This window comes from Sorangium sp. So ce124 (assembly GCF_051525235.1).
GTDB lineage: Bacteria > Myxococcota_A > Polyangia > Polyangiales > Polyangiaceae > Sorangium > Sorangium atrum.
This window is the reverse complement of sequence record NZ_CP150312.1, coordinates 3,785,882-3,810,080: the sequence shown is the minus strand read 5'-3', so window position 1 is coordinate 3,810,080 and position 24,199 is coordinate 3,785,882. Positions and strand designations below refer to the sequence as shown.

The 24,199-nt window shown below is 69.5% G+C and carries 15 protein-coding genes; 6 read left to right on the top strand and 9 right to left on the bottom strand.

The features are described 5' to 3' along the window. Positions 1-27 precede the first annotated feature (27 nt). Positions 28-396, bottom strand: coding sequence for a hypothetical protein (locus tag WMF19_RS14480; protein ID WP_012235084.1), 369 nt, complete (start codon positions 394-396; stop codon positions 28-30). Positions 397-603: 207 nt separating this feature from the next. Between WMF19_RS14480 and WMF19_RS14475 the strand changes: the two genes are divergently transcribed. Beyond that, positions 604-1,617 carry a CPBP family glutamic-type intramembrane protease gene (locus WMF19_RS14475; protein ID WP_437329169.1) on the top strand — a complete coding sequence of 338 codons (1,014 nt, stop codon included), beginning with the start codon at positions 604-606 and terminating at the stop codon, positions 1,615-1,617. 79 nt (positions 1,618-1,696) lie between these two features. Here the strand turns inward: WMF19_RS14475 and WMF19_RS14470 are convergent, their stop codons facing one another. Next, positions 1,697-2,182 carry a hypothetical protein gene (locus WMF19_RS14470; RefSeq protein WP_272103287.1) on the bottom strand — a complete coding sequence of 162 codons (486 nt, stop codon included), beginning with the start codon at positions 2,180-2,182 and terminating at the stop codon, positions 1,697-1,699. Between the two features lie 210 nt (positions 2,183-2,392). Between WMF19_RS14470 and WMF19_RS14465 the strand changes: the two genes are divergently transcribed. Together WMF19_RS14465 and WMF19_RS14460 are read left to right on the top strand one after the other, a co-directional pair. Then, a complete protein-coding gene (locus WMF19_RS14465; RefSeq protein WP_437899655.1) occupies positions 2,393-3,094 on the top strand; it encodes a transglycosylase SLT domain-containing protein in 702 nt (233 codons plus the stop codon). Between the two features lie 229 nt (positions 3,095-3,323). Beyond that, positions 3,324-4,709, top strand: coding sequence for a KamA family radical SAM protein (locus WMF19_RS14460; RefSeq protein ID WP_437899654.1), 1,386 nt, complete (start codon positions 3,324-3,326; stop codon positions 4,707-4,709). A gap of 54 nt (positions 4,710-4,763) precedes the next feature. Here WMF19_RS14460 and WMF19_RS14455 read toward each other — a convergent pair whose 3' ends face one another. The 4 genes from WMF19_RS14455 to WMF19_RS14440 form a co-directional block, all read right to left on the bottom strand. Then, positions 4,764-5,915 (bottom strand): helix-turn-helix transcriptional regulator, encoded by a 1,152-nt coding sequence (locus WMF19_RS14455; protein WP_437899653.1) that lies wholly within the window; start codon positions 5,913-5,915, stop codon positions 4,764-4,766. A gap of 561 nt (positions 5,916-6,476) precedes the next feature. Then, the gene (locus tag WMF19_RS14450; protein WP_437899652.1) at positions 6,477-7,109 is read right to left on the bottom strand and encodes a hypothetical protein; all 633 of its coding nucleotides are present in this window, start codon (positions 7,107-7,109) and stop codon (positions 6,477-6,479) included. Between the two features lie 143 nt (positions 7,110-7,252). After that, the gene (locus tag WMF19_RS14445; protein WP_437899651.1) at positions 7,253-9,313 is read right to left on the bottom strand and encodes a MopE-related protein; all 2,061 of its coding nucleotides are present in this window, start codon (positions 9,311-9,313) and stop codon (positions 7,253-7,255) included. 215 nt (positions 9,314-9,528) lie between these two features. Further along, complete coding sequence (locus WMF19_RS14440; RefSeq protein WP_437899650.1) at positions 9,529-11,205, bottom strand: hypothetical protein; 1,677 nt, start codon at positions 11,203-11,205, stop codon at positions 9,529-9,531. 211 nt (positions 11,206-11,416) lie between these two features. On the opposite strand from WMF19_RS14440, the gene WMF19_RS14435 reads away from it, so the two are divergent. Both WMF19_RS14435 and WMF19_RS14430 read left to right on the top strand, forming a co-directional pair. Next, complete coding sequence (locus WMF19_RS14435; protein WP_437899649.1) at positions 11,417-12,754, top strand: porin; 1,338 nt, start codon at positions 11,417-11,419, stop codon at positions 12,752-12,754. An 11-nt stretch (positions 12,755-12,765) separates the two neighbouring features. Further along, positions 12,766-16,410, top strand: a complete 3,645-nt coding sequence (locus WMF19_RS14430) for a PHP domain-containing protein (protein ID WP_437899648.1) — start codon at positions 12,766-12,768, stop codon at positions 16,408-16,410. 162 nt (positions 16,411-16,572) lie between these two features. Here WMF19_RS14430 and WMF19_RS14425 read toward each other — a convergent pair whose 3' ends face one another. Then, positions 16,573-18,303, bottom strand: a complete 1,731-nt coding sequence (locus tag WMF19_RS14425) for an OmpA family protein (RefSeq protein WP_437901629.1) — start codon at positions 18,301-18,303, stop codon at positions 16,573-16,575. Positions 18,304-19,016: 713 nt separating this feature from the next. Between WMF19_RS14425 and WMF19_RS14420 the strand changes: the two genes are divergently transcribed. Next, the gene (locus tag WMF19_RS14420; protein ID WP_437899647.1) at positions 19,017-19,754 is read left to right on the top strand and encodes a formylglycine-generating enzyme family protein; all 738 of its coding nucleotides are present in this window, start codon (positions 19,017-19,019) and stop codon (positions 19,752-19,754) included. A 404-nt stretch (positions 19,755-20,158) separates the two neighbouring features. Here the strand turns inward: WMF19_RS14420 and WMF19_RS14415 are convergent, their stop codons facing one another. Together WMF19_RS14415 and WMF19_RS14410 are read right to left on the bottom strand one after the other, a co-directional pair. Continuing rightward, positions 20,159-21,910, bottom strand: coding sequence for a VCBS repeat-containing protein (locus tag WMF19_RS14415; RefSeq protein ID WP_437899646.1), 1,752 nt, complete (start codon positions 21,908-21,910; stop codon positions 20,159-20,161). 263 nt (positions 21,911-22,173) lie between these two features. Then, positions 22,174-24,003 (bottom strand): IgGFc-binding protein, encoded by a 1,830-nt coding sequence (locus WMF19_RS14410; RefSeq protein WP_437899645.1) that lies wholly within the window; start codon positions 24,001-24,003, stop codon positions 22,174-22,176. Between the last annotated feature and the right edge of the window lie 196 nt (positions 24,004-24,199).

Here is a 24,199-nt window from a genome sequence, read left to right as displayed (position 1 = left end):
GGGAGGGGGGCTCCGAGCAGCGCGCGCTCAGGCCTGGGCCTTCGAGGCCGCCTTCGCCCGCTTCGAGGCCGACTGGTAGAGATCGTAGAGGCGCGGGACGGGGTACGCCTCGAGGCGCTTCCTGTACCCCTGGTCCTTCGACCGGTTCAGGACGGTCAACGTCTCGTCGATGAGCTTCGCCCGGGTCCCGAACTTTTCCTTTACAACGCTGAACGTCGCGTGCAGACGGAGGAGCTTGGCGTTCGAGACGTGGTCGAGACCCTTCGTGCCGCCCCGATCGGAGCTGACGCGCCCGAGCCAGAGGTCCTCGGTCGCGAACCCTTTCACGGCCTCGACGAGCTTCGCCTTGTCGCCGAAGCGCTCCTTCACGATCGCAAGCGGATTTTTGCTGGCCATTGCTGAGACTCCCACGGGCAGGCGAGGCCTGCGCCGGACATGCGCGAGATGACTCGCGCGGCTTTGAAGAGGGGCGCGATCTAGCAGAGCCGGGCGGGGCGCCGCAAGGCCGCGCTGCGGAGGGGCGGCGCCGGCGGCGGTCGAGACCCCGCGTCGCCCGTGTGTCGCCGCTGTGCTGGGCCGCGGATCGTGGTACACGGCGCGCCGATGCTCAACCTGGGGAGCTGGCTCGTGGCGCACGTCGACCGGCTCCGGCCGCTGCAGCCACCGCTCTCGGACGTCAGCTCCCGCCTCGCCGGGCCCTCGTCGGCCCTGGGGAGCACCGTCCTCAAGGCCCTGTTCCCGGTCATCGCGTACATCGCGCTCGCGCCCGTCCTCTGGCTCTTCTTCCGGCGCACCTGGCGGGAGCTCGACGTCGAGGCCCACGAGCACCAGCGGCGCACCCTGGCCGCCGGCGGCTACGACCGGCGCCCCGCCGTCCTGTTCACCATCACCGCGGTCGTGCTCATGCTGCAGCAGTACTACGGCGGCCGCGCCGTCTACGACGAGCACATCCGGCCGTGGCTGCGGGAGATCGAGCTCGCTCAGACGCTCTCGCCGGCCGGGACGCTGCTGCCCGTCTCGCTCCGCCGCTACGACGAGCTCTACGGCTACGTCTGGTGGTCGTTCACCCGCGTCTTCGGCTACGTCGCCATCCCGATGGTCGCGTGGAAGGCCTGCTTCCCGAAGGACAGCCTGCTCGACATGGGGCTGCGCGTCCGGGGGCTCGCGAAGCACGCGTGGATCTACCTGCTCTGCCTCGCCGTCGTGGTCCCGGCGGTGTTCGTCGTCGCGAGCGCGCCCGACTTCGGGACCTATTACCCGTTCTACAAGCAGTCCTCCCGCTCCTGGTTCGACCTCATCGCGTGGGAGACGATGTATTTCGCCCAGTTCTTCGCGCTGGAGATCTTCTTCCGCGGCTTCTGGCTCGCCGGCCTGCGGCACACGCTGGGCTCCGGCGCGATCTTCGCGATGATCGTCCCCTACTGCATGATCCACTTCGGCAAGCCGTACCTGGAGGCGGCCGGCGCCGTGGTCGCCGGGATCGCGCTCGGCTCGCTCGCGATGCGCACGAAGAGCATCTACTCGGGCTTCCTTGTCCACGTGACGATCGCGCTGCTCATGGACCTCGTCGCGCTGTCGAACCGGGGCGCGCTGCCGCGATCGTTCTGGGGGACGTGACGTCTCCTGACATCTTCGCACGTCTTCTCTTCGCGGCCGGCCGGCTGCGCGCCAGATGACGCGCCCCCGCGCCGCGGGCTCAGCCGAGCGTCCGGGTCAGCTTGCGCATGATCTCCGCCCGGCTGCGGTCACGGATCCCGCGCCGGTAGAGCGCCTCCAGCCCGCCGGCGGCCGCGCGCACCGCGTCGCGGTGCTCGCCGTCCCAGGGGAGCACCGCGAGCCTCCGCCAGAGGATCTTCTCGAGGAGCCGGGGCTTGCGCTTGGCCAGCGCGCCGCTCGCGAGCTCGATGACCCGGGCCGAGGTCGGGTCGGCGCGCATCGCGCGCACGAAGAAGCCCACGGCCGCCGTGACGCGGCGGCCGCCGTGCATCGCCTGTACGCCAGCGTCGCACAGGGCCTCGGCTCGCTCGCGCGGGGTCGCGGCGCGCCGCGCGCGCTCCCGCGCGGCCTGCACCTCGGCGCTCAGCGCGTCCCGGCGCCGCCGGGCAGGGCGCATCTTGACGACGAGGAACAGGATGAAGAGGGCCGCAACCCCCGCGAGCACATGCCGCCAGCCGATCTCCATGGCGCCCGCCTTACTACAGCGCCCGGGACGTGCTCACCAGACCGAGCTTCTACGACTGGGGCGCGGCGCGCCGGATGGCCTCACGACGGGGTCCTCGGAATGACGGCGTGGGCCCGCGGCGTTGCTCTCCAATTCGGCTTCCTCCGATTCCACCGGCACGACGATTTCCGCCGACACGGTGCGGTTTGCGCGAGCGGACGATCGCAACCTATGCTGAACCGAGAGATGCCTGCCCCGCCGACCTCAGGGCCTTCCCTTCGCGTGCCCCTGCGCGCCCTCGCCGCCGCGCTCGGGCTCGCCGTCCTCGCGCTGCACCCGGGCAGCGCGCTCGCGGACATCTTCACGTACACCGACGCGGATGGGACGGTGCACTTCGCGAACCGCCCCACCGGCGACGCGCGGTTCAAGCTGTACATCAAGGGCGACGGGCGCCGCTCCTCGGCGCGCGCCGGCGTGACGCCCGTCGCGCCGAGCGACAAATCGCTCGAGCGCTTCAGCCGCTACGACGCGTGGATCCGGCAGGCCGCGGCGCTCTACCAGATCCCCGAGGAGCTCGTCCGGGCGGTGATCAAGTGCGAGAGCGACTACGATCCACGGGCCGTCTCGCCCGTCGGCGCGCAGGGGCTGATGCAGCTGATGCCAGAGACCGCGCTCCGCATGCAGGTGCGCGACGCGTTCGACGCGCGAGAGAACATCTTCGGGGGAACGCGGTACCTGCGCATCCTGGCCAACCTCTTCAACGGAGATCTCGATCTCACCATCGCCGGCTACAACGCCGGTGAAGGGGCGGTCATGAGGCACGGCGGCATCCCGCCGTACGCGGAGACCCAGGCCTACGTGACGCGCGTTCGGACCTACTACGCGCGCTACCGCACGACCCGGGACACCACGGTCGCATCGATCGAGCCCTGACCGGCTCGCCCGCCGCGCGCGCGTAGACACGCCAACCAACCGCCCGCCCGCCCGCCGGAGACGCCGTCGGCGACGAGCGGCGCACATCGCCCCCGACGGGGTACCGCGATGCTACGCTCCCAGGAACCGCTGCCGCAGCCTCTCCCGGGCAGGCCCCGAGACGCGCAGGCGCAGGCACGCGGCCATCCCTCGACGCTCTCTTTGCTCCGCGCGAGCAAGGGTCCACGACATGACGACCACCTCGAGCCTCATCGAACTCACCAAGCGAAGCCACGACATCGCGCCCCTCAAGCCGCCGGTGGACCCCGCGTCCCTCCATCACGCGAACCTGCTCGAGCTGCCCGATTTCCGGAGGATCCCGGCCTACGCCGACGTGACCGACGAGCAGTTCATGGACCACCGGTGGCAGGCGAAGAAGTCGATCACCCGCCCCGACAAGCTGCTCGACACGCTGCGCGGGATGGTGTCGGACGACTTCATCCGGGACGCGACCGAGGGCTTCGCGCGCGCGCCGATGAGCGTCCGGGTCTCGCCGTACATGCTCTCTCTGATCGACTGGAACGATCCGTACGGCGATCCGCTCCGTACGCAGTTCATCCCGCTGGCCTCGCGCTTCCTGCCGGATCACCCGAAGCTCGGGCTCGACTCGCTGCACGAGCGCGCGGACGCGCCCGTCCCCGGGCTGACGCACCGGTACGCCGACAAGGCGCTCTTCCTGCCGCTCGACACGTGCCCCGTGTACTGCCGCTTCTGTACGCGCAGCTACGCGGTGGGCATCGACACGGAGGAGGTCGAGAAGACCCACTTCAAGGTCGACGAGGAGCGCTGGAAGCGGGCCTACGCGTACATCGCGTCACGCCCCGAGCTGGAGGACATCGTCGTCTCCGGGGGCGACGCGTACAACCTGCGGCCCGAGCAGCTCGGCGCGATCGGCGAGACGCTCCTCAGGATGCCGAACATCCAGCGCATCCGCCTCGCCACGAAGGGCCCGGCCGTGATGCCGCAGAAGATCCTGACCGACGACGAGTGGATCGACGCGGTCACGCGCACGGTCGAGCTCGGCCGGAAGCTGCACAAGGAGGTCGTGATCCACACGCACTTCAACCACCCGAACGAGATCACGGGCATCACCCGCGACGCGATGAACAAGCTCTTCGAGCGGGGGATCACGGTCAGGAACCAGTCCGTGCTGCAGCGCGGGGTGAACGACACGCCCGAGACGATGAAGCTGCTCGTGAAGCGCCTGGGGCACGTGCACGTGCACCCCTATTACGTCTACATCCACGACCTCGTCCGGGGCGTGGAGGACCTCCGGACCACGCTGGCGACAGGGCTCGCGATCGAGAAGCACGTGCGCGGGTCGACCGCCGGGTTCAACACGCCGACGTTCGTCGTCGACGCGCCCGGCGGCGGGGGCAAGCGCGACGCGCACTCGTTCGAGCACTACGACCGCACGACCGGGATCTCGGTGTTCGAGGCGCCGAGCGTGAAGCCGGGGCAGCGGTACACGTACTTCGATCCGATCGATCAGCTCCCGCCCGAGGGGCGCGCCCGCTGGGCGGATCCGGCGGAGCACCAGAAGATGATCGACGAGGCGCTCTACGCCTCGCGCTGAGGCGGGCCGGGTCCGTGGGCCAGCGATCCGCCAGGGGATCGCTGGACCGCGGAGCTAGACCTCGGCCGGCGGCTCCTCGTAGCGGGCGAGCGCGCCGGCGAGCTCTCGCTTCACGCGGTCCACGAGGTCGGGCGGCTCGACCACGCGCGCGGTCTCGCCGAAGCCGAGGACCCACGTCGCGAGCTCCGTCATGTCGCCGATGAGCATCGTGAGCCGCACGCCGCCGCCGGACAGCGGCGTGATCTCCTGAGAGGGATGCACCTTGCGCGTCCGCACGAACTCGGTCACGCGCTCGTCGAAGTCGATCACGACGCGCCGGGGCTCGCCCCCGCGCCAGATGCCGAACTGGCCCTGGAAGTAGTCGTCGATCGAGAAATCCGGGGGCAGCTCGAAGCGCTCGGTGACCGCGCACTCCGTGTCGCGCATGCGATCGAGCAGGAACGTGCGCACCTCGCCGCGACTCACGTGGAGGCCCACGCAGTAGATCGCGTCCTTGTAGAGGACGAGCGCGTACGGGTGGATGAGCACCCGCTCCTCGCGCCCGTCCCGCGAGCGGCGGTAGCGGCACCGCAGGGGTCGCAGGTCGGCGACGGACTGGAACAGGTCGTCGAGCTCCTCGGTGCGCGCGGCGTAGTCCTTCGGGGCGAACGGGAGATAGAGGAAGCGCTCCTCCAGCCGCGCGTCGGCGACGCCGGCGTTCGGGCCGCGCCCAGGCCTGCGCGCGACGCCGAGCAGGCGCTGCGCGGCGAGGTCGATCTCCTCGAACAGGGTCGAGCCGCGCATCGGCTCGAACAGCCGGCGGGCGGCGAGCAGGGCGTACGCCTGCGTCCGCCGCACCTCGACGCGCCGGGGTGCCTCGCTCGGAGACAGCCGCCAGAGACGAGGGCCCCCGGGGCGCGTGGCGACCGACACGAGATCGAGCTCGCGCTTGACCTCGACGAGGTAGCGCCGGAGCGAGCGCGGCGTGACGTTGAGCTCGCGCGCGAGATCGTAGATCGTCAGGCCGGCAGGGTGCTTCTGCAGCAGGCTGCGCAGCGAGTCGAGGCGCCGGTGCTGCGTGAACGGGCCTCGCGGCCGGCCGCGCTGCGCGCCGCCCCGCACGTCATCGTCGTCGTCGTCATCGTCGTCCTCCGGCGGAGGAGGCCGCTTCGAGGCGGCCGCTGGAGCACCCGCGTCCGCCCGCGCAGGGGCCGCTGGAGGGCGCACGCTCGGCGCCGCTGGAGGGCGCACGCTCGGCGCCGCTGGAGGGCGCACGCTCGGCGCGGGCGGGGTCGCCGTGCTCGACCTGACGTCGAGGGCCGTGTCCCCCGTGAGCCGCGGCGCCGCGCCCGCGCGCGGCTTCGAGGGCGGCGTCGCGCCGCTCGAGAACGGGTCGGCGGCCTGGCCGACGCGCGGGCGCGGACCAGCCGATGCACCGCTCGATCTGCCGGCCCCCCGCGCGCGAGTCGACGAGGTGGCAGGCGCATGGGCACCCCCGGGGCCTGTGCGAGCAGCGCGCGCCATCAGATCAGCGCTCTATCGCATCACCCCCGCCCGTCCAAGATGTTTGTCCCGCGCCCTGCCGGCCCAGCAGCGATCGCGGGCCGGGCGCGCGACGGCGACGCTCGCCGCTCGCGGCGCTCCAGGAAGCGGCGCGCAGCGCTCGCGAGGGCGCCGTGAGACCGCGAAATGTCGTTCGGTTACGGGAACTTCGCTGCGTTGAGCCGCGGGGGCGCTGCGGCGAGCGGCGCGAACCGGAGCGGGTCCGCCGCGCCGCCTGCGGGCGGCTCACCAGGGGCGATCGCGCATCGTCTTCTTGTACTGCTCCTTGTAGAGGTCGTGGCACTGCTTGCAGCTCGCCTTCGCGCCGTCGACGTCGCCGGCCTTCGCCTTGGCGATGCCGGCCTTCGAGATGCCCACCCAGCTGCCCATGCCGGGCGGCGGCTTGCTTGCCACGTACTGCAGCGCCGTCGCGATCTTCGCGGCGTCGCCGCTCGAGGTCGCGGAGGCCATCGTGCTCTTCATCCAGGCCTGCATCGGACAGAGCTTCTGGCCCTTCGCGCCGCACTCGAACTTCTTCTCGCCCGCCTGCGCAGCGCCGGTCGATGCTGGTCCCGCGGCCGCGCCGGCAGAGGCAGCGGCCGTCGCCTTCGGCGCGGCCGTCTCCGCCGGCTCGGCGGTCGCCGCGGCCGTCTCCGCCGGCGCGGCCGACGCAGCGGCCGTCGGCTCGGCGGTCGCCACGGCCGGCACGGCCGCCGTCGCCGCCGGCGCGGCCGTCGTCGCCGCAGGGGCGGCGCTCTCGGTCGGCTTGCCCTCGGCCATCGCCCCCGGGGTCGCGTCGCTCCCCTTGCTATCGCAGCCGAGCGTGGCGAAAGACAGGCTCGCGAGCAACAGCGCGAGCGGCGTGATCGTTCTCCTCATGCAGTCTCCTTGGGTGATGAACGGAAGCGCTCCTGACGAGCGCGTGGCCGAGGGATGCGTGCCGCGGTCCTCGGTGCGCCGCGCAGTGTAATCGGGTCGCCGTCCGTCCGCTGCGGTCGCGCGCCCCCGCCCCGCGCGGCGCTTCACTCGCGCGTGCCGGGCGTCGAGGCGAACGTCGACCACTGGAAGTTGTCGAGGAGGGCCACGGAATCGTTCCAGGGATCGCCAGTGTCCCAAAGTGCGAAGCGCAGCTCCATGATCTCACCTGGGGTGACATTGCCGTGCATGACCAGCCATCCGGTCCCGCCGCCCGCGCGCTCGCTCGAGCCGCACCAGCCGGGCTCACCGTCGAACTGGGCGGGCGGCCTCGTGGCATCGAAGCCCGTCCCCCGGAGCTGGGCGATGCTCGTGCAGGTGGTCGTCGTGCCGGGGGTGGCGCCGCCGCCGCACCCTGTCGGTCCGTTCACGCACTGGGTGAAGAGCCCGGTGCCACCGAACGCGAGGTTCGTGCCCAGCGGGTAGACCGGCGCCCCGGCGGGCGGCGGGTCATAGAAGGCGAGGTTCCCGTCCGCCGGGTTCGCCGTCTCGCCTGGAAAGGGCTCGAACGTCGAGTCGAGGAGCGCCAGAAAGAAGTCGTTGAAGCGGCTGCACACCCACTCGGGATACTCGGACGAGAGGAAGAACGTCGAGACGCTGAACGCGCTCGCGTTGGTCGGCACGCGGACGCGCAGCTTCAGCATCACGGGATCGTAGGCTGTCGCGCCGCCCTGCGGGTCAGGGCACCCGGGCGCGTTCGGGAGGTTGTCGCCGTTCGCGTCGAGCCAGTCCGCGGGCACCCTGCTCGACGTCCCCATGTCCTGGCCGCCCTGGAACGGGGCGAAGCTCGGCCTCGTGTTGTTCGGCGCCGCCTCGGCCGCGGCGACGCCGGTCGAGAGCACAGCGAGCCGCGCGCCCCGGAGCGGAGCGATGCCGGAGCCGAAGCCCTGGCGGATCGACCGCTGGGCCGCCGCCGGCGCGCCGGCGCCGTCCGCGCGGTGGAAGCTCGCGGAGAGGACACCCCACGTGCGCTGCGAGCGCGACGGCGGGCTCGCCGTCGTGGTGACGCAGAGGTCGATCGCCTTCGCGTAATCGAGCGCGGTCGCCGAGTCGCTCGTGAGCCCGGCGTCGCAAGGCGCGGTGTTGTCCGCCACGCCGTCGCAGTCGTCGTCGATCCCGTTGCCCGCCACCTCGAACGCGCCGCGGTTCACGAGGGCCGGGGCGCCGCACCCGTCCGACGGGGAGTCGCAGCAATCGCCATCGCAGATCGTCCACCCGTCGCCGTCCTGATCGGGTGTGTTGTCGACGGTACCGTCGCAGTCGTTGTCGACGCCGTCGGCGCATACGTCGAGCGCCGGCAGCACCTGGTGGAGGCACGGCCCCCACGAGAGGCCGCTCGGCCTGCACGTGGAGACCCCGGGGGCACAGGGAGCGACCCCCTCGGTGCCGGGCGGTCCCTCGTAACACGCCCTCGTGTCGCCCGGCGTGCACGAGCAGCGCCCGCGCTCTGCTTCATCGTGCTCGCACCCGTCCGCCGGGTCGTGGTTGCAGTCGAGGAACCCGTCCTCGCAGGCGGTGAGCGCGCACGCGCCCAAGACGCAGCCGATCCCGGCGTGCGAGAGCTCCGGACAGGCGCGACCGCACATGCCGCAGCTCAGCGCGTCCGTTTGGAGGTCCCGACAGACTCCATCGCAGCACGCCGCGCCGCTCTCGCACGGGTGCGCCGCCGAGCAGCCCTGAACGCACTCGCCCTCTCCGGTGCACAGCGCGCCCAGGGGACAGTCGCCGTCGACGACACAGGCAACACAGGCGTGCTTCGCGGGATCGCAGGTGAGCGGAGCAGCGCAGTCGGACTCGGCTTCACAGCCGGCCAGGCAGCGCTTCGCCTCGGGATCGCAATAATGACCGGGCGGGCACGCGACGGGGCCGGGCAGACAGGCCACGCAGGCGCCCGTCTCCCTGTCGCACAGCGGGGCGGTCGGGTCCGCGGCGCAGTCGGCCGGACAATCGGCAGCGCCCTCGCCTCCGCCTCCTCGCGGCATGTCGGGGCCTGCCGCGCCGGCGCAGGACGGCGCCACACCGGACGCCAGCGCGAGCCCGACCACGGCGGCGAGCCCTCCGCTCCAGGCCAGCGGGCGGCGACGGACTGCGCGGGTTCTTGTCGACATCGGCAAGCGGCTCCCCTCCTCGGCGCGACGCACCCGAGGGGTGGCCGACCGCAAGGATCGTAGACTACCCGGTCGCTGCCTGGAACGACCGCAGATCGGCGGGGATGAGGCGCCTGGCCTGGACATCACCGATGCGCGCCGGGTGTTCGGCAACACGCGACACACGACCGCGGCGCTCTCGGCTGCGCCGAGCGGAGGTGCGACCGGGGCGTCGCTCAGCGCGTGTGCTGGTACAGCGTGAAGGCGCCATCGCGCTCGATCCGGCGAAATGAGGGGTGCGCCGCGGTGAACAGCGGTTTATCCGGTCGCTCGTTCCGGAGGATCACGTAATCGTACGCAACGCCATGGACATCCGGCTTGAACCACTCACCGCGGTTCGACGGCGGCGCGGGGAGACGACGCTTCAGCGTGAAGGGGAAACCCACGTTGTGCCAGCCGTCCGCGCTGAAGCCCCCGTGCAGGATCTGCACCCACGACGAGAAGTGGTTCGTGCCCTCGATGATCAGCGATTCATCGGTCCGCGGAGGCAGGGTCAAGAAGAGGACCTCGGCGCCCGGCGGGATCCGCTCCACCATCCAGGCAAACGGCTCGACCCGCTCGTCGAAGCGCGCATATTTCTCCGAGAGGTGGAGCGGCAGCACGAGCGCCGCCGCCACGGCGGGGGCCATCAGGAGGCGCGAGCGGCCCTGGAGCGGCGCCGTGATGGCCAGGAAGCCGAAGAAGCAGATGAACGGCGAGAAACGCCCGCTCACGAACCACCAGTCGAAGGGGCGAGCCAGGTGCAGCGGCACGAGGAAATAGCAGAGCGCCATCGCCGCGCAGAGGGCGAGAGAGCGATGGCGGTGCAGCCGGTCGAGGAACGAGCCGGAAGGCGGGGCCGGCTCGCGCGCGGGAAGGCTCCGGCCAGGGAGGAAGCGCCGGGCGACGCGCGCGACGCCAGAGACGCCCAGCAGCGACGCCACCGCGACGAGCACCCAGAAGAGCCGGGTGTCGAGATCACCCGATACCGAGTCGAGCGTGTACTCGGGGAACGATCGGAGCATCTCGTGCCATGGCACCCAGACGCCCTGGAACCGCGGGCCGCTCCGCAGATCGACCATGGGGCTCTTGAAGGCGACGAGCTGCCACAGGACGAGCGCGACGGCGGGCGCGAAGAGCGGCAGCGCGACGGCGATCCGCGACCACCGGGGCAGGTGGCAGAGCATCAGCACGGCGACGCAGACGTAATAGCCGAAGAGGATGAGCGGATGGCTGAGGCCGCAGCCGACGCTGAGCAGCGCGACGGCGACCCCGCCCCCGGGGCTCGGCCGATCGAGGTAGGCGTCCAGCGCGACGACGCCGACGAGCAGCAGCGCGACCCCGACGAGGAACGGCAGGAAGCCGCACGCCCAGGAGAGGCTGAAGGCCAGCGGGAAGGTGAGGACCGAGAGCCAGGGGCTGCGCCGCGTCCGGCGCGCCCAGCCGAGCGCCGCCGCCGGAATGGCGAGCACATAACCGGAGAGCACGACGCGATTCGCGTTCTCGAGGCCGACGACATAGGCGATCACGTGCGTCAAGATGTGATAGGCGCCGTAGGGGGCCGGACGGAGGCTGAGCTCGTAGAAGTCCCTGAAGCGCGTCCACGGCTCATCGAAGCTGTGCCAGATATGAACGGCCGCGAGGTGGTTCGGCAGATCGAGCAGCGGCAGGAACCGCACCCGCCATATCGGCACGATGGCCGCGACGGCGAGGAGCACGAACGTCGCGACGAACGCCCTGTCGCTCGACCAGCGCTCCTCGCTCTCGACCGCAGGAGGCGCCGCCGCGCCGGGAGGTCGGGGTGGTGGGGCGGCGGACGCGTCGGCCCGCGGCGCGGGATCGCTGTCGGGCGGGCTCGAACCGGGCATTTCCATAAGAAGTGTGGCGCTCCCCTTCCCTCCGCTGCTGCGCGAGGAGCGGGTAGGCCGCGAGCGTTAGCACAGCGCGCCGCGCGGATTGCAGCGCCGCGTGTCTTCCTCTAGTTTCCCGGGCACCTCGCCGCGTGGACACGGCGCGAGGTGACGACCACTGGCCATCCGGAGCGGCACGGGGCGCTCCAGGCAGCCCTCCAGGAGACCTGAATCCATGAGGCACCTCGCTCGCGTCGCAGGCGGCGCCGCAGTCCTGCTCGCCGCCGCGACGCCGCGCGCGCAGGAGCCCGAGCCCGCGGCGGAGGAGCCCGTCGCCGCGGTCGCGAGCCCGGGCGACGCGCAGGCAGGAGGGGTCGAGGCGGCCGGCGAGCCGGAAGGCGCAGCGGCGCCGGCCGCTCGGGCGAGCGCGCCCGCGCGGGAGCCGCGGCCGCGCGAGGCGCCAGCGCCGGCGTCGCCGGCGGCCGCGAGCGGCGACCGCGGCGACCTCTTGCCGCCGGGCTTCCGGGAGCGGGTGCGGGTCGCGCTCGGGCCGCTGGAGCTCGCGCCGATCGCGCTGCTCGCGCTGCAAGCCGCGCCCTACGTGGGCGACGACGCGCTGAGCCAGGCCGGCGACAGCGCCGAGCGGCCCGGCTTCCGGCTGCGCCGGGTCCGCGCCGGGCTGCGCGGCGACGTCGCGGGGCTCGTGCGGTTCGCCATCTCGACAGAGCTCGCCGGGGACGACGAGGGGACGGCGCGAATCCACGAGGCGTGGGCCGGCGTCACGGCGGCGCGCGCGTTCGAGGTGATCGCGGGCGCGCGCACCGTGCCCTTCTCGCGCTCGGCGATGACCGGCGCCGGCGACGGCGCCCTCGCCGAGCGGCCGCTCGCCGTCCGCGCGATCGCCCCGTTCACGCAGGTCGGGATCCAGGCCGAAGGGCACTTCCAGGACCGCGCCTTCAGCTGTCACGCGGGCGTCTACAACGCCTTCCAGCGCTCGGATCAGTTCTACGCAGGTCCCTCCGAGAGCCTCGCTCCCCTCGGCAACCGCTTCGAGGGGATCGCCGTCGCCGGCCGGGTCGCCACCGAGCCTCAGGGATCGCTCGGCCGTACGATCCAGGACGTCGCCCGCTCGCCCTTCCGCCTCGGGGTCGGCGCCGACGGCTTCTTCAGCGACGGCGGCGCGCGCGCGCTCTATGGCGCGAGCGCCGACGTCCTTGTGCACGCCGCGGGGCTGCACGCGCTCGGCGAGGTGCTCTGGACGGGGGCGAGCCCCAAGGCCGTGCCCACCCAGCCGATCGCGCAGATCACCTCGGTCTCGTCGCTCGCGCTCGTCTTCGAGGCAGGCTACATGCTCATCGCCCGGAGGCTCGGTGTCTCGGGTCGGGTGGAGTGGATCGACCCCAACCTGGATATCGACGATGAAGGGGACAACCTCGTGCTCACCGGCGGCGTGAGCTACCACGCATACGACGATCTGGTGAAGGCGCAGCTCGACTACACGCATCGTGAGGAGCTCGGCGGGCTGTCGCTCTCGAACGACGCGCTCCTCCTGCAACTCCAGCTCTCGCTGTAGGGGAGATCTCTGTGCGGCGAACCCACCGCTCGCTCACCAGGGTAGCGCTCGTCCCGCTCGCCGCCGCCGCGCTCGCCGCCCCCGCGCTGCCGAGCTGCGGGGGCGATCGGCTGCTCCGCGCCAAGCGGATAGAGCAGCGCGCCGAGCTCGTCGGCGGCCCGGTGGCGATGGCGGACATCGGCGACTTCCTCCTCGAGAACGACCAGATCCGCGTGGCGATCCTTGGCGGGCGGGACTCGCCTGGGCCGGGAATCTTCGGCGGGGCCATCGTCGACGTCGACCGGCGGCGCGGCCGGATCGGCGAGGAGGGCGGCCAGGGGCGGGACCGGTTCGCGGAGATGTTCTCGCTCGCCAACCTCATCGTGCCCGACCCCACGGCGACCGACGTCTCCGTGCTCGCGGACGGCTCCGACGGCGCAGAGGCCGGGATCCGCGTCGAGGGAGACGGGGAGTTCCTGTTCGAGGCGATAGGCCTGCTCCGGGCGCAGGAGGATCTTCTCGGCCTCTTCTTCCCCGACGTCCGCTCCAGGATCCGCTTCCGGACAGACTACCTCCTTCACCCGGGCGATCGGTTCGTGACGGTGCGCACGGTGCTCCTGCTCGACGACAGGCCGCCGCCCGGCTGCGAGCCCCAGAGGAGCTGCGCGCCGTGCCCGAACGGGGTTCGGCAGGATCCGGGCGGCTGCCTGACCTGCGCGTGCAGCGACGTCCTGCCGCTGGACAACGCCACGGCCCCTGTCTCCGTGTTCGGCGGCATCCTCGGCGATCCGCCGGAGGCCGCGCAGGAGGCGTCGTCGCGCCGCGCCGGCATCGTCGCGGGAGATTTCGTGTTCTTCGGCAACCAGAACGACGTCTTCGCGCCCGGAGCGGGCTTCGACGAGGACACGGCGGTCCAGGACGCGTGGAACGCGGGGCGGAACTCCTTCCAGGCGCCGCTCACCTTCGATTTCGTGGCCGCGGCGGGCGGCGACGTCAGCTACGGCTACTTCACGAAGGCCGAGGAGGGCGCGGCGCCATCGGTGGTCAACGTGCCCCTCTTCGCGAGCGCGGCGACGGCGTTCGTGTCCGCCAGCCGATCGTGCCTGTTCAGCGAGGAGGACGACGCGGCGTGCGACGCCCACCGCGCGTTCAGCTACGAGCGCTACCTCGCCGTGGGCGACGGCGACGTCTCGAGCGTGACGGGCGTGATGCACAGGCTCCGCGGGACCGCGACGGGCGCGGTCAGCGGCCACGTGCTCTGGGAGGACACGCTCGAGGCCGCGCCGAACGCCCGCGTGTTCGTCTTCGCCGATCCCGATCCCGCGCGGCCCTTCGCCTCGCTGGACGAGCTCGTGGCGGCCAACCGCGAGGCGCGCGGCGACGTGGGCCTCATCGACGAGATCGACGCGGATCTCGGCCTCGACCCGTCCGAGGACGGCGATTTCCGCGGCGCCCTGCCGCCCGGCAGCTACCTGCTCGTGGCGAGGAACGCGGCGGGGACTGCGATGTCGGCGCCCGTCCGGGTGAGCCTGCGGGCCGGACAGGAGGTCGCCGTGTCGCCGCGCCTCCCCGCGCCGGCGAGGGTGCGCTACCGCGTCGCGGACGAGGCAGGCCAGCGGGTGCCGGCCAAGCTCGCCTTCGCCTCGCTCGACGAGGCGGGGCGGAGGCTCCCGGGCGACGGCCGGCGCAGGGTCTACCTCGGCGACGGCCGGCTCGGGAACGGCAACCGCGCCGTCGAGGTCACGGCCACCGGCGAGGGAGAGGTCGAGATCGAGCCGGGGCGATACCGGATCACGGTGTCGCGAGGCATCGAGTACGGCATCTACGTGGAGCGCGACGTCACGCTCGCGCCGGGCCGCAAGTTCCAGCTCGACGCAACGCTCGTGCGCGAGGTCGACACGAGCGGGTGGATGTCGGCCGACATGCACCTCCACTCCGAGCCGAGCTTCGACAGCGGCATGGCGCTGCCGCGGCGGGTGGCCACCGTGGCGGCGGAGGGCGTGGAGCTCGCGGTGTCGACCGACCACGACGTCGAGACGGACTACCGGCCTACCGCGCGCGCGCTCGGTCTCGCGCCTCACCTCGCCACGGCGGTCGGGGCGGAGATCACCACGCTGGAGCAGGGGCATTTCATCGGGTTCCCGCTCGAGTACGACGAGCTCGACGTCCCGGGCCACGGGGCGCACGACTGGACGTGCGAGCCCGGCGGGGCGATCCTCGACGCGATCCGGGCCTCCGGCGACGGCACGGTGGCGCCGCTGACCATCGTCGCGCACCCGCGCGACGGCTTCTTCGGCTACATCGACCAGCTCGGCGTCGACACGTACACGATGGGCCGGACGCCGACGTTCCTCGAGGAGAACAACCCCGTCTTCCGGACCGCCAGCTGCGCGTTCGACGCGATGGAGGTCATCAACGGCAAGCGGTTCGATCTGGTGCGCACGCCGAGCGTGGCCGAGGTCGTCGACTGGAACCGCTGCCTCGCGCGGCTGAACGCCGCCGGGAGCGCCGCCGAGATCGAGGCGGCGTGCCCCGAGGTGGCGGGCTGGCTGCGCGCGCCGTGCGCTGCGGCGTCCGCGCCGGGCGGCGCCCCAGGCGCAGGCGCGGCTGGCGTCGCTGTCGCTCTCGCTGTCTCCGACTGCAAGCGCCGCGCCCGCACCGAGCTCGCGTGGGCGCTGATGAAGCGCATCCTCGCCCGGACGCCCGACGAGCAGGCGAAGAACTGGGGCTTCTCCGGAACGACCTCCGACAGCCAGGAGCTCTGCGGGCCCGCGGCGCTCGGCGGCGATCCGGTCCCCGAGGACGCGCGCGACGCGCCGTGCACGTACCGCGCAGGCCAGGTAGACGACTATTTCCGCTACCTCGAGCGGGGCTTCGCGCCGGCGCAGATCGCCAGCAGCGACAGCCACGACGGGTCGAAGGAGCCGGGCTTCCCGCGGACCTATTTCCGGAGCGCGACCGACTCCCCTGCCGCCCTCGAGGCGCCGGCTGCGGTCGAGAGCTTGCGGAACGCGCACGCCTTCGCGACGTATGGCCCCTTCATCCGCGCGACGATCCGCGGCAAGACGTATGGTGAGGTGGCGGCGGCGAGCGCCGGGGAGTCGCTCGAGCTCCTGTTCGACGTCCAGACGGCGAGCTGGTTCGGCGTCGATCGGGTGGAGATCTACCTGAACGGCCGGATGGTCCGCTTGCTGGAGCCGGCCATGCCGCCGAGCGCGATCGTGGACGTGCGCGGCAAGGTCACCTTCACGGCGCCGGATCGCGACTCCTGGGTGGTGATCATCGCCATGGGGCTCGAGGACAGGAACCTCATGAGCCCTGTCTCCCTGGACGTCCCCTTCGGTGAGATCCAGCTGTCCCGGCTGGCCGGCGACGCGTTCGGCAGGATCCCCGCGCTCAGCGCGCTGTTCGCGCCCACGCCGACGGTGCCCGACTGGTCGCCGGTCCCGCCCTATGCAATCACGAACCCGATCTACATCGATGTCGACGGCGACGGCCGCTACGACGCCCCGCTGGCGAGGCCCGATTTCTGCTCTCGCCCCTGCGATCCGGACGTCCTCGATCCGGAGCAGTGCCCCGCCCAGCAGGTTTGCCTGACGGAAGAGGCGGTCTGCGGCTTTCCGATCCCCGGCAAGTGCGACCATCGTCGCCCGGCGCTCGCGCACCGCGACGACTGAACGCCGGTCCCCGGGAGCGCGCTTGCGTGGGACGCGCCCGCGCGGCCGGGCCGAACCCGGCCGGCGCTCAGGAGATGACGTTTGCGTGCACATGACGGGGCACGTGCACGCAAACGTCGCTTGATCTCGGGGGGAGAATAGGCCGGCCGCTCCGGCCGGAGCTTAGCGGCCCTCGATCGACTGCGACTTGATGTGGAACTCGACGCGCCGGTTGCGCTGCCGGCCATCCGGTGTGTCGTTGGACACGAGCGGCCGGCGGGAGCCGTAGCCGACGGAGGTGAGCCGCTCCGACTGAATGCCCTTGTTGATCAGGTAGACCCTGACCGCGATGGCGCGGTTGTGCGCGAGCCGGTCGTTGTAGTCGATGGTGCCCTGGTTGTCGGTGTGCCCCTCGATGCTGAGCAGCTTGATCTCGGGGTTCGCCTTGAGCAGTCGCACCACCTCGTCGAGGATCGGATAGCTCTGCGGGAGGATCCTGGAGCTGTCGAACTCGAACTCGACCTGCTTCATGATCTCGATCTCGGCGGAGCCCGTGATCCTGCGGATGTAGAAGGGGCAGCCGTTCTTCTCCGGGTCTTCGACGACGACCTGCCCCGGCTCCTTCGGGCACTTGTCCTCGGCGTCGGGGATGCCGTCCTGGTCCGCGTCCTCCTCGGGGCAGCCGTCGCGATCGTCGATGCCGTCCTTGTCCTCGGGGTCGTCCGGGCACTTGTCGACGACGTCGGGGATGCCGTCGCCGTCGCGATCGGGCATGTCCGGACATCCGTCGCTCGGCTTGGGCTGCTTGCCGTCCTCGGGGTCCTCCGGGCAGAGGTCGATGACGTCGGGGTAGCCGTCGCCGTCGGTGTCTTTCTCCGCCGTGATCACGTAGTTGAAGCCGGGCGAGCGGGCGTCGGAGTCGGCGATGCCGAACGAGCCGCCGACGAGGGCGACCCCCCGGAAATCGGGCGCGTAGCCGCCGCTCATGCGGGTGCCGACGCCGGCGCCGACGTAGACCGCCTTGTCCTTGGTGAGGAACATCTTGCTGTTGAGCTGCCACTCGATGGGCGAGGCATCGAGCTCGCCCGCGGTCTCCTTGAGGAGGCCGAACGAGCCGAAGATCTCGGCCCCGAGGCGGAGCTTGCCGTCGAGGAGCGGGACGTAGCCGCCGACGCCGTACGTGAGCTCGCTGCCGACGACGAGCTCGTGGAGCTGCACGCGTGGCCGGATGGCGACGCCGGTGTTCAGGGTGACGACGAAATCCTTGAAGTCGTACTCCGCGCCGAGGCCGAACGAGCTGCTGACGCCCCGGTCGCCGGCGAAGGAGTAGTTGTTGCCGATGGGCACGAAGACCGCGCCGGTGAGGCCCAGCCGGAAGCGGCGCTCGTCGAGCTCCAGGGCGACGAAGCGCGCGTCGATCCGGAGGTCCATCGGGGAGGCGGTCTTCAGGTCGACGCTCTGGTTGAGGCCGATCTCGCGGTGGTAGGTCTGGTTGCCGTCCTGGAAGACGACGATGGGGAACGAGACCTGGAGGGCGCCGCGGCCGAGGATCTCGACGCCCGCGTTCAGGTAGGTGATGAGCTGGGAGGTGACGGGTCCGTCGCCCTCGATCCGCTCCTCGACGGCGAGGTTGTCGACGTAGTTGTCGTCGCGGAGCGGGTGGACCGACATCCCCAGCCCGAGCTGCCCGAAGAAGCGCGTCCGTTCCCCCATGTGCGGGCGCCAGACGCCGATCCCGTCGTCGGGGGCGCCGGCCATCCTGAGGCGATCGAGGTAGAAGGTCCGGTCCTGCGCGAGGGCGGCGGAGGGCGCCAGCGCGGCGAGGGCCGGTGCGGCCAGGGCCGCTGCGGTCAGCGCGCAGCGAAGGCGCGACGGGCGTCGCGGCGCACGGCCCGGCAGGTTTCGTCGATCCATCACGGTGAGCTGTCCTCCAAGCAACGCTCGAAAAACGAGGTTGACGCGGGCGTTCCGCCGCATGCGGGCCGGCGTCCGGGCGGGAGACTACTCGGGCCGGGGGAGGATGTCTCCTGGGTCGAACCAGGAGGTGCGAGGACCGCCGCCGAAGCCGGCGGCTGTGTCCGGGGCGCGCGGGGTTGAGGCGGCGGGCTGGTGCGCGGTGCTTCCGCGACCTCGGCACGCTGTGTAGCGTGGGCCGCATGTCGACGGTGAAAAGGCGGCGCACTGGCCACGACGCGGGCGCGCGGATGGCTCCGCTGGCGATTGCGGCCGGGATGACGAGCTGCGGCCTGGTGCTCGGGCTCGACGATTTCAAGGACGCTCCGCGGGCGGGTGATGGCGGAGACGGAGCCGGTGGCCACAGCGACTCGAGCTCCGGCGCAGGAGGTTGCGAGCACGGCAAGCGCGACTGTGTCGGCGATACGCCGCGGCAGTGCGCGGATGGGGAGTGGGTTCCCCAGCGGCCTTGCAGTGGAGAGGCGCCCGTCTGTGCAAAGGGCCGATGTGTCCCATGCACCGAGGGCGAGCGCGGGTGCGCAGGCGACAAGCCGCGGAAATGCGAAGGAGGGGCGTGGGTCGAGGAGGCGCCGTGCGCGCCGCCGTTCCCGGGGTGCCGCGCCGGGGAGTGCGTCCCGACGAGCTGCCAGGGCGGCGACGCGCCTGGTACGGGAGTGAACTGCGGACAAGAGGGAGACGCGGATTGCTGCGCCGCCGACGTCGTGCCGGGAGGCACGTTCTACCGGAGCAATGATGAGAACTATCCAGCCATCGTCAGCGACTTCAAGCTCGACAGATACGAGGTCACGGTAGGACGATTTCGGGCGTTCGTGGAGGCGCTGAAGGGGACACAGAGGGATCCCCCGGCGCTCGGAGCCGGGGAGCGTCCCGGCGTGACCGATAGTGGATGGCGTTTCGATTGGACATCCTCACTCACGGCAAACACCCAGGAACTCAAAGCACAGCTCGAATGTGAGTACTACCCGACATGGACCGCCGAGCCGGGCCCCAACGAACACCGGCCGATCCATTGCGTCACGTGGTATGAGGCATTCGCGTTCTGCGTATGGGACGGGGGCTACCTGCCCACCGAGGCCGAGTGGAACTATGCCGCCGCCGGCGGTGAGGAGCAGCGGGTGTATCCGTGGGGCGCCTCGAGGGAGCGCGGGTTCGCTGCCAACGAGTGCCGAGGAGACGGCTCCTCCAGCGGATGCAGCGTCGCCGCGTTCCTGCCTGTCGGCTCGTTCTCGCCGTCCGGCGATGCGAGGTGGGGCCATGCTGATATGCTAGGAAACGTCTCGGAGTGGACCCTGGATTGCAACGGTGACTATCCGATACCGTGTGAAATTGCTCAAAACAAGGCTGCTCGGGCTCATCGGGATACGTGGTTCGCGGTGGGAATGCCATCGTAACGCTCTATGACACGACGTTCAGAAACAGCGAAGAGCCCACAAACCGGACCCAGGGCGTGCGCTGCGCCAGAAAGTTCCAAGAAGAGTGAGAGAACCGGCCGAGGCCGAAACTTCAGACGTCAGCGCCGACGGCCGCGGATGAGAGCGGTGGACAGAGATTGACACGGGCGTTCCACCGCACGCCGATCGGCCCGCGGAATAAAGTCGCTAGACATCTCGCGCGTCGAACCACGAGGAGCGAGGAGTGCTGTGGGATGGGACCACTGCATCCACGGTGCGCGGCGGTCGGCCGACGGGGGTAGCTGGACACGCGGGCGTCCGCAGCAGGCCGTGTAGGATGAGCCTGTGGTGGCTCATTTGCTGTACCTCCCGACCGATTCCGGCGCTCGATACTGCGCATAGCGCTATCGCCTTGCTACCGCCGAACCGAACGTCAAATCAATCAACGGCTGTATTACAGAGCCGTCCTCTGGATCAGGGTTCTCCGTCTTCGACTTGCCGAAGAACACAAAAACGGCGTCATCCTGCGGCGCAGCGACCGTGAGATCCGAGAAGCCATCGCCATTCACATCCCCCGAAGAACCTAGGATCGGTCCAAATCCGTCACCATTGACCGGTCTATGAAATGCCACGTCCGCGCTGCCATTCAGCATCGTCCCCGAACCGCCCATGTAGATGTATACCGTCCCAGGGTCATTACTGTAGTCGCTCGTCCCGACAGCGACGTCGCTAAACCCGTCCCCATTCATATCCCCGGCGGACGCGACAGCCAGACCGAAATTTGTGCGCGCCTTTCCCTCAAGCGTCAAGTACGGTGCAGGTTTCAATCCATCTGGCCCGCCGATGTATATATAGCTACGACTGAGACCATGTGACCCGACGATCACATCCCCGAATCCATCTCCATTCACATCGCCTGCCCCGGCGATCGCGGAACCGAAATTCGAGTCCTCCATGGGCGCGGCGAGCTCGATATCTGGGACTGCATCGAACCCAAGCCCTGTCCCCCCGAAGTACAGCCCCACCGCTTGATGCCCCAGAGAGTCACGAGGCTGAAACGACACCATCACATCGGAAAAACCGTCGCCATTCACGTCGCCTGCCGATGCCACCGCCGCAACTACGCTCGACGCATTCACATCAAGAGAGAGCGACATCGGATCCACAAGACGCTCTGAGGAGTCCCCGCGATAGAGGTATGCATAAGGTCCTCCCAACTCTCCTACGATGATATCGTCAAATCCATCCCCATCGACGTCTCCAGCCGCGGACAGGGTTCCGCCAAACTCGACCCCCTCTTCCAAACCATGTCGAAGCTCCCATGGCACACCCGAGAAGGTATCGCCGCCATCGCTAAAATAGACCCATGCGTCACCGGTCAAGTGGGCGCTGAAGGGCGCCCCTACCAGGAGGTCAGCGAAGCCGTCACCGTCGACATCGCCCGCGCAGGAAAGCGCCGTGCCAAAGCCGGCAACCGAGTCAGACGGCCTTGTCTTTGTACCGTCGGATGCCGCATCGAACTCTATTCCGGCGGATCCATAGTAGAAGTACACAGCATTAATGTCATTCCTGGTAACCGAGACAGCACCTACGGCCAAATCATCATACCCGTCTGCATTAAAATCACATCTTACCCTACCAATGTTGAACCACCACACAGGAGAGAACGACGAGCAGTCCCCCTGTGAACAGGCCCGCACCCGCCAATAATAACGCTTTCCCACAGGAGGAAGCAGCTCGCCTTGTAGATCTGAATCGATCTGGTACTCGGCTCGCACGGTAGTGATCGTTACGACATCAACCATCGTCGGGTCGGTGCCATACTGGAGTTCGTACTCGACAGGCCGGTCCGTCATCCCCGTCGGCGCCTCCCACGCGAACCTTGGACGTCGCGACCCGCTCTTCCGCATCGTGCCAACATCTGCGCCGTTCATGGGCATCCTGGGGACAGGCACCGTCGGGGCCAGACCAGGGTCTGCACCGCCCGTGGCCGTCGAGGCGCCGCTGCCTGAGTCCGCAGACATCGCCATCGAACCGCTACCCCCAGCGCCTGCAGCATCGGCAAACTCATCGAGGCCGAGAATCAGGCTGCAGCCGGGTGCCCAGCCGAGAAGCGCTGCCGACACCACGACCGATGTCGCATGGGTCTTGTTCATGCGTTCTTCCATTCATGCACTGGCCGTCGGGGCAGACTCAGGCACCGTCGCGCAGACGTCATGATTTCGTCGGCTCCACACCGCATCGCCGCCAGAGCGATGAGCCTTGCGAATCACCAGAATCATAACGACGGCCACCCCAGGCGTGTCTCAAGCTTACTTCCAAAACACCCGAAACACACCCGAGGCCACCCAACAACGTGAAGCGCACTACAAAATCAACTCATCCGCTGGTTGCCACGACGTAACGCACATCCTCTGCATCACAGGGGATCTACAGGAATCGTGATCTGGTTAATTGGCTGGAATCCCGCGCCTGCCGGGTATGCATATGAAACCTCGAGCGAACCTGAAATGGCGCCCCATCCCCAGACAGTGACGCCAAATGGAAGCTCACTCGACATCACGTGGCGCCCATTGATGCAGTCGCCGGTTCCCTCAAAATTCCCGCTCACCAGCTGAACACGTGTATATTCGTAGTCTCCAATCGGCTCCCATCCGGAGAGCTTCCCCATGCAGTCCAGGGTCACATCTGCGAACTTACCATCGCGCTTCGACTTGGTACGCACGACATTCAAGCTGGTCTGCGGGTATGAGGGGTCCGTAAACAGAACATAATAATCCAAGAACTGAGACGGAGGAATGACATTGACCCATTCCGGATCACCTACCCGCTGAAAGCTCTCGCCTCCAGTCATGTAACCACCAAAGTAGAACGGATGCTCCCCGTTCTGACTCCGCACAACGAATGGACCGGCTGCGCTGAATTCGACAACGTCACCGAGTTTAAGCGTGTCAGGAGCCCCCTCTGGCTTCGATGGCTCCCAGTTCAGTTTTGTACCGTCGACCATGCCGACCAGGCGCCACGGAGGCGCTTCTTCGACGCCCTCTTCCCGCCCCTGATAACGCACCGCCACATACTCGCTTCCTGTCGCTCGTACTGGCGCAATCTGCTGATGCGCCGAATCGCAGTCCGCGGCTTCAAGCGGAACATTCATACAGGAAGAAGCCCCAAACACACCAACGGGCTTGTCCGACGAGATCGGGCTGCCTGTAAGCTCAGCATCCTGAGAAATCTGCAAAAACTCACCCTTGTTCAGGGTATATGTTACCGGCATTCCCTTCGTAGCCGGAGCGACCACTGGATTATCGACCGGCCCCGCACCTTTGATATCTTCCCTAGGAAGGAGGGTAACCGATGTATTGTCTTCGCGGGCCACGATCTCCAATGACGGCAGCCCATCGGTGTTCAACGGAGACACCGGATAGGCATTAACGGCGACATAGTTCGTATCCCACGAGCTCGTGGGCAACAGCAGAGTCGCCGAAGTGTAGCTGGTCGGGCCTCCACCATAGGGGGCGATCTGGTACGCAACCGCGGGGTAATCCGTGGTTATATGGAAACCCGAACCGCGCCCTGTACCGGCGACACCAGTCTCAGCCCTCATCGCAGGTTCTTTTGGGCAATCCAGCAGACCGCCGCTACTGCGTGACAAGAACAAGACAGCGACCTCACCAACACCAAGCCCCACATCAGGATTGTATGGCTGGTATACGATCTGGCTCCCTTGCCCCTGTGGGATGAAGGCAAAGTCCTCAACGGGCAACGTCTCGCCGTTTCGTTGCACCGTGAGCTTTACCTCCTTTTCCCACGTATTGGCGATAACCGCCGCGAAGCAGGCTCCCTTCGCCTCCGCCCGCTGCGCGGTCTTCACCGCCCAGAAGTCGCACCCGTACGAGCTCTTCGACTGCTCCGCCGCCTCGCACGGGTTGGGCACGCACTCGGCGTTGACACACCCCTCCTCCGGCTTGCAAGTCGCCAGCGTCACCCCATTGCAGCTGAGGATCTTCTTCAGATCGTTGGAGCAGATCGGATCGCACCGCCCCCCCTCCCCGAAGGTCCCCGTGCTCCCCGCCTCCCCGCCCGCGCCGCCGGTGCCGCTGCTGCCGCCGGTCCCGGTGGGGCCCGAGCCGGAGCCGGTGAGCCCGTGACGGTACGAGTCCGAGCACGCGGCGAACGAGCCCGTCACACCGGCTGTCGCTGCAAGTAACCCCACAATCGCGTGTCGACGGTATCTAGCCATGTTCGCCATCTCTACAGGGCTCCTTCCCCCACAAGCATCCTGAAAACTTCGCGCTGCGAGCGTAACACGGTTCGCCCGCCGTGGGGAGGCCCGCGAAAGCGTTCGCATTTTTTCGAGGGAGCCGCGAGAGCGGGTTGCAGGTCCCAGGAATGCAATGGGCCGCCGGCATCGAGCCATCGCCCCCTAGCGCCGGGACGGACACACA

Coding starts and splice junctions, on each gene's coding strand:
- WMF19_RS14425 (WP_437901629.1), bottom strand. CDS start 18,303: ATGGATCGACGAAACCTGCCGGGCCGTGCGCCGCGACGCCCGTCGCGC.
- WMF19_RS14415 (WP_437899646.1), bottom strand. CDS start 21,910: ATGAACAAGACCCATGCGACATCGGTCGTGGTGTCGGCAGCGCTTCTC.
- WMF19_RS14445 (WP_437899651.1), bottom strand. CDS start 9,313: ATGTCGACAAGAACCCGCGCAGTCCGTCGCCGCCCGCTGGCCTGGAGC.
- WMF19_RS14460 (WP_437899654.1), top strand. CDS start 3,324: ATGACGACCACCTCGAGCCTCATCGAACTCACCAAGCGAAGCCACGAC.
- WMF19_RS14480 (WP_012235084.1), bottom strand. CDS start 396: ATGGCCAGCAAAAATCCGCTTGCGATCGTGAAGGAGCGCTTCGGCGAC.
- WMF19_RS14450 (WP_437899652.1), bottom strand. CDS start 7,109: ATGAGGAGAACGATCACGCCGCTCGCGCTGTTGCTCGCGAGCCTGTCT.
- WMF19_RS14475 (WP_437329169.1), top strand. CDS start 604: ATGCTCAACCTGGGGAGCTGGCTCGTGGCGCACGTCGACCGGCTCCGG.
- WMF19_RS14440 (WP_437899650.1), bottom strand. CDS start 11,205: ATGGAAATGCCCGGTTCGAGCCCGCCCGACAGCGATCCCGCGCCGCGG.
- WMF19_RS14470 (WP_272103287.1), bottom strand. CDS start 2,182: ATGGAGATCGGCTGGCGGCATGTGCTCGCGGGGGTTGCGGCCCTCTTC.
- WMF19_RS14410 (WP_437899645.1), bottom strand. CDS start 24,003: ATGGCGAACATGGCTAGATACCGTCGACACGCGATTGTGGGGTTACTT.
- WMF19_RS14465 (WP_437899655.1), top strand. CDS start 2,393: ATGCTGAACCGAGAGATGCCTGCCCCGCCGACCTCAGGGCCTTCCCTT.
- WMF19_RS14435 (WP_437899649.1), top strand. CDS start 11,417: ATGAGGCACCTCGCTCGCGTCGCAGGCGGCGCCGCAGTCCTGCTCGCC.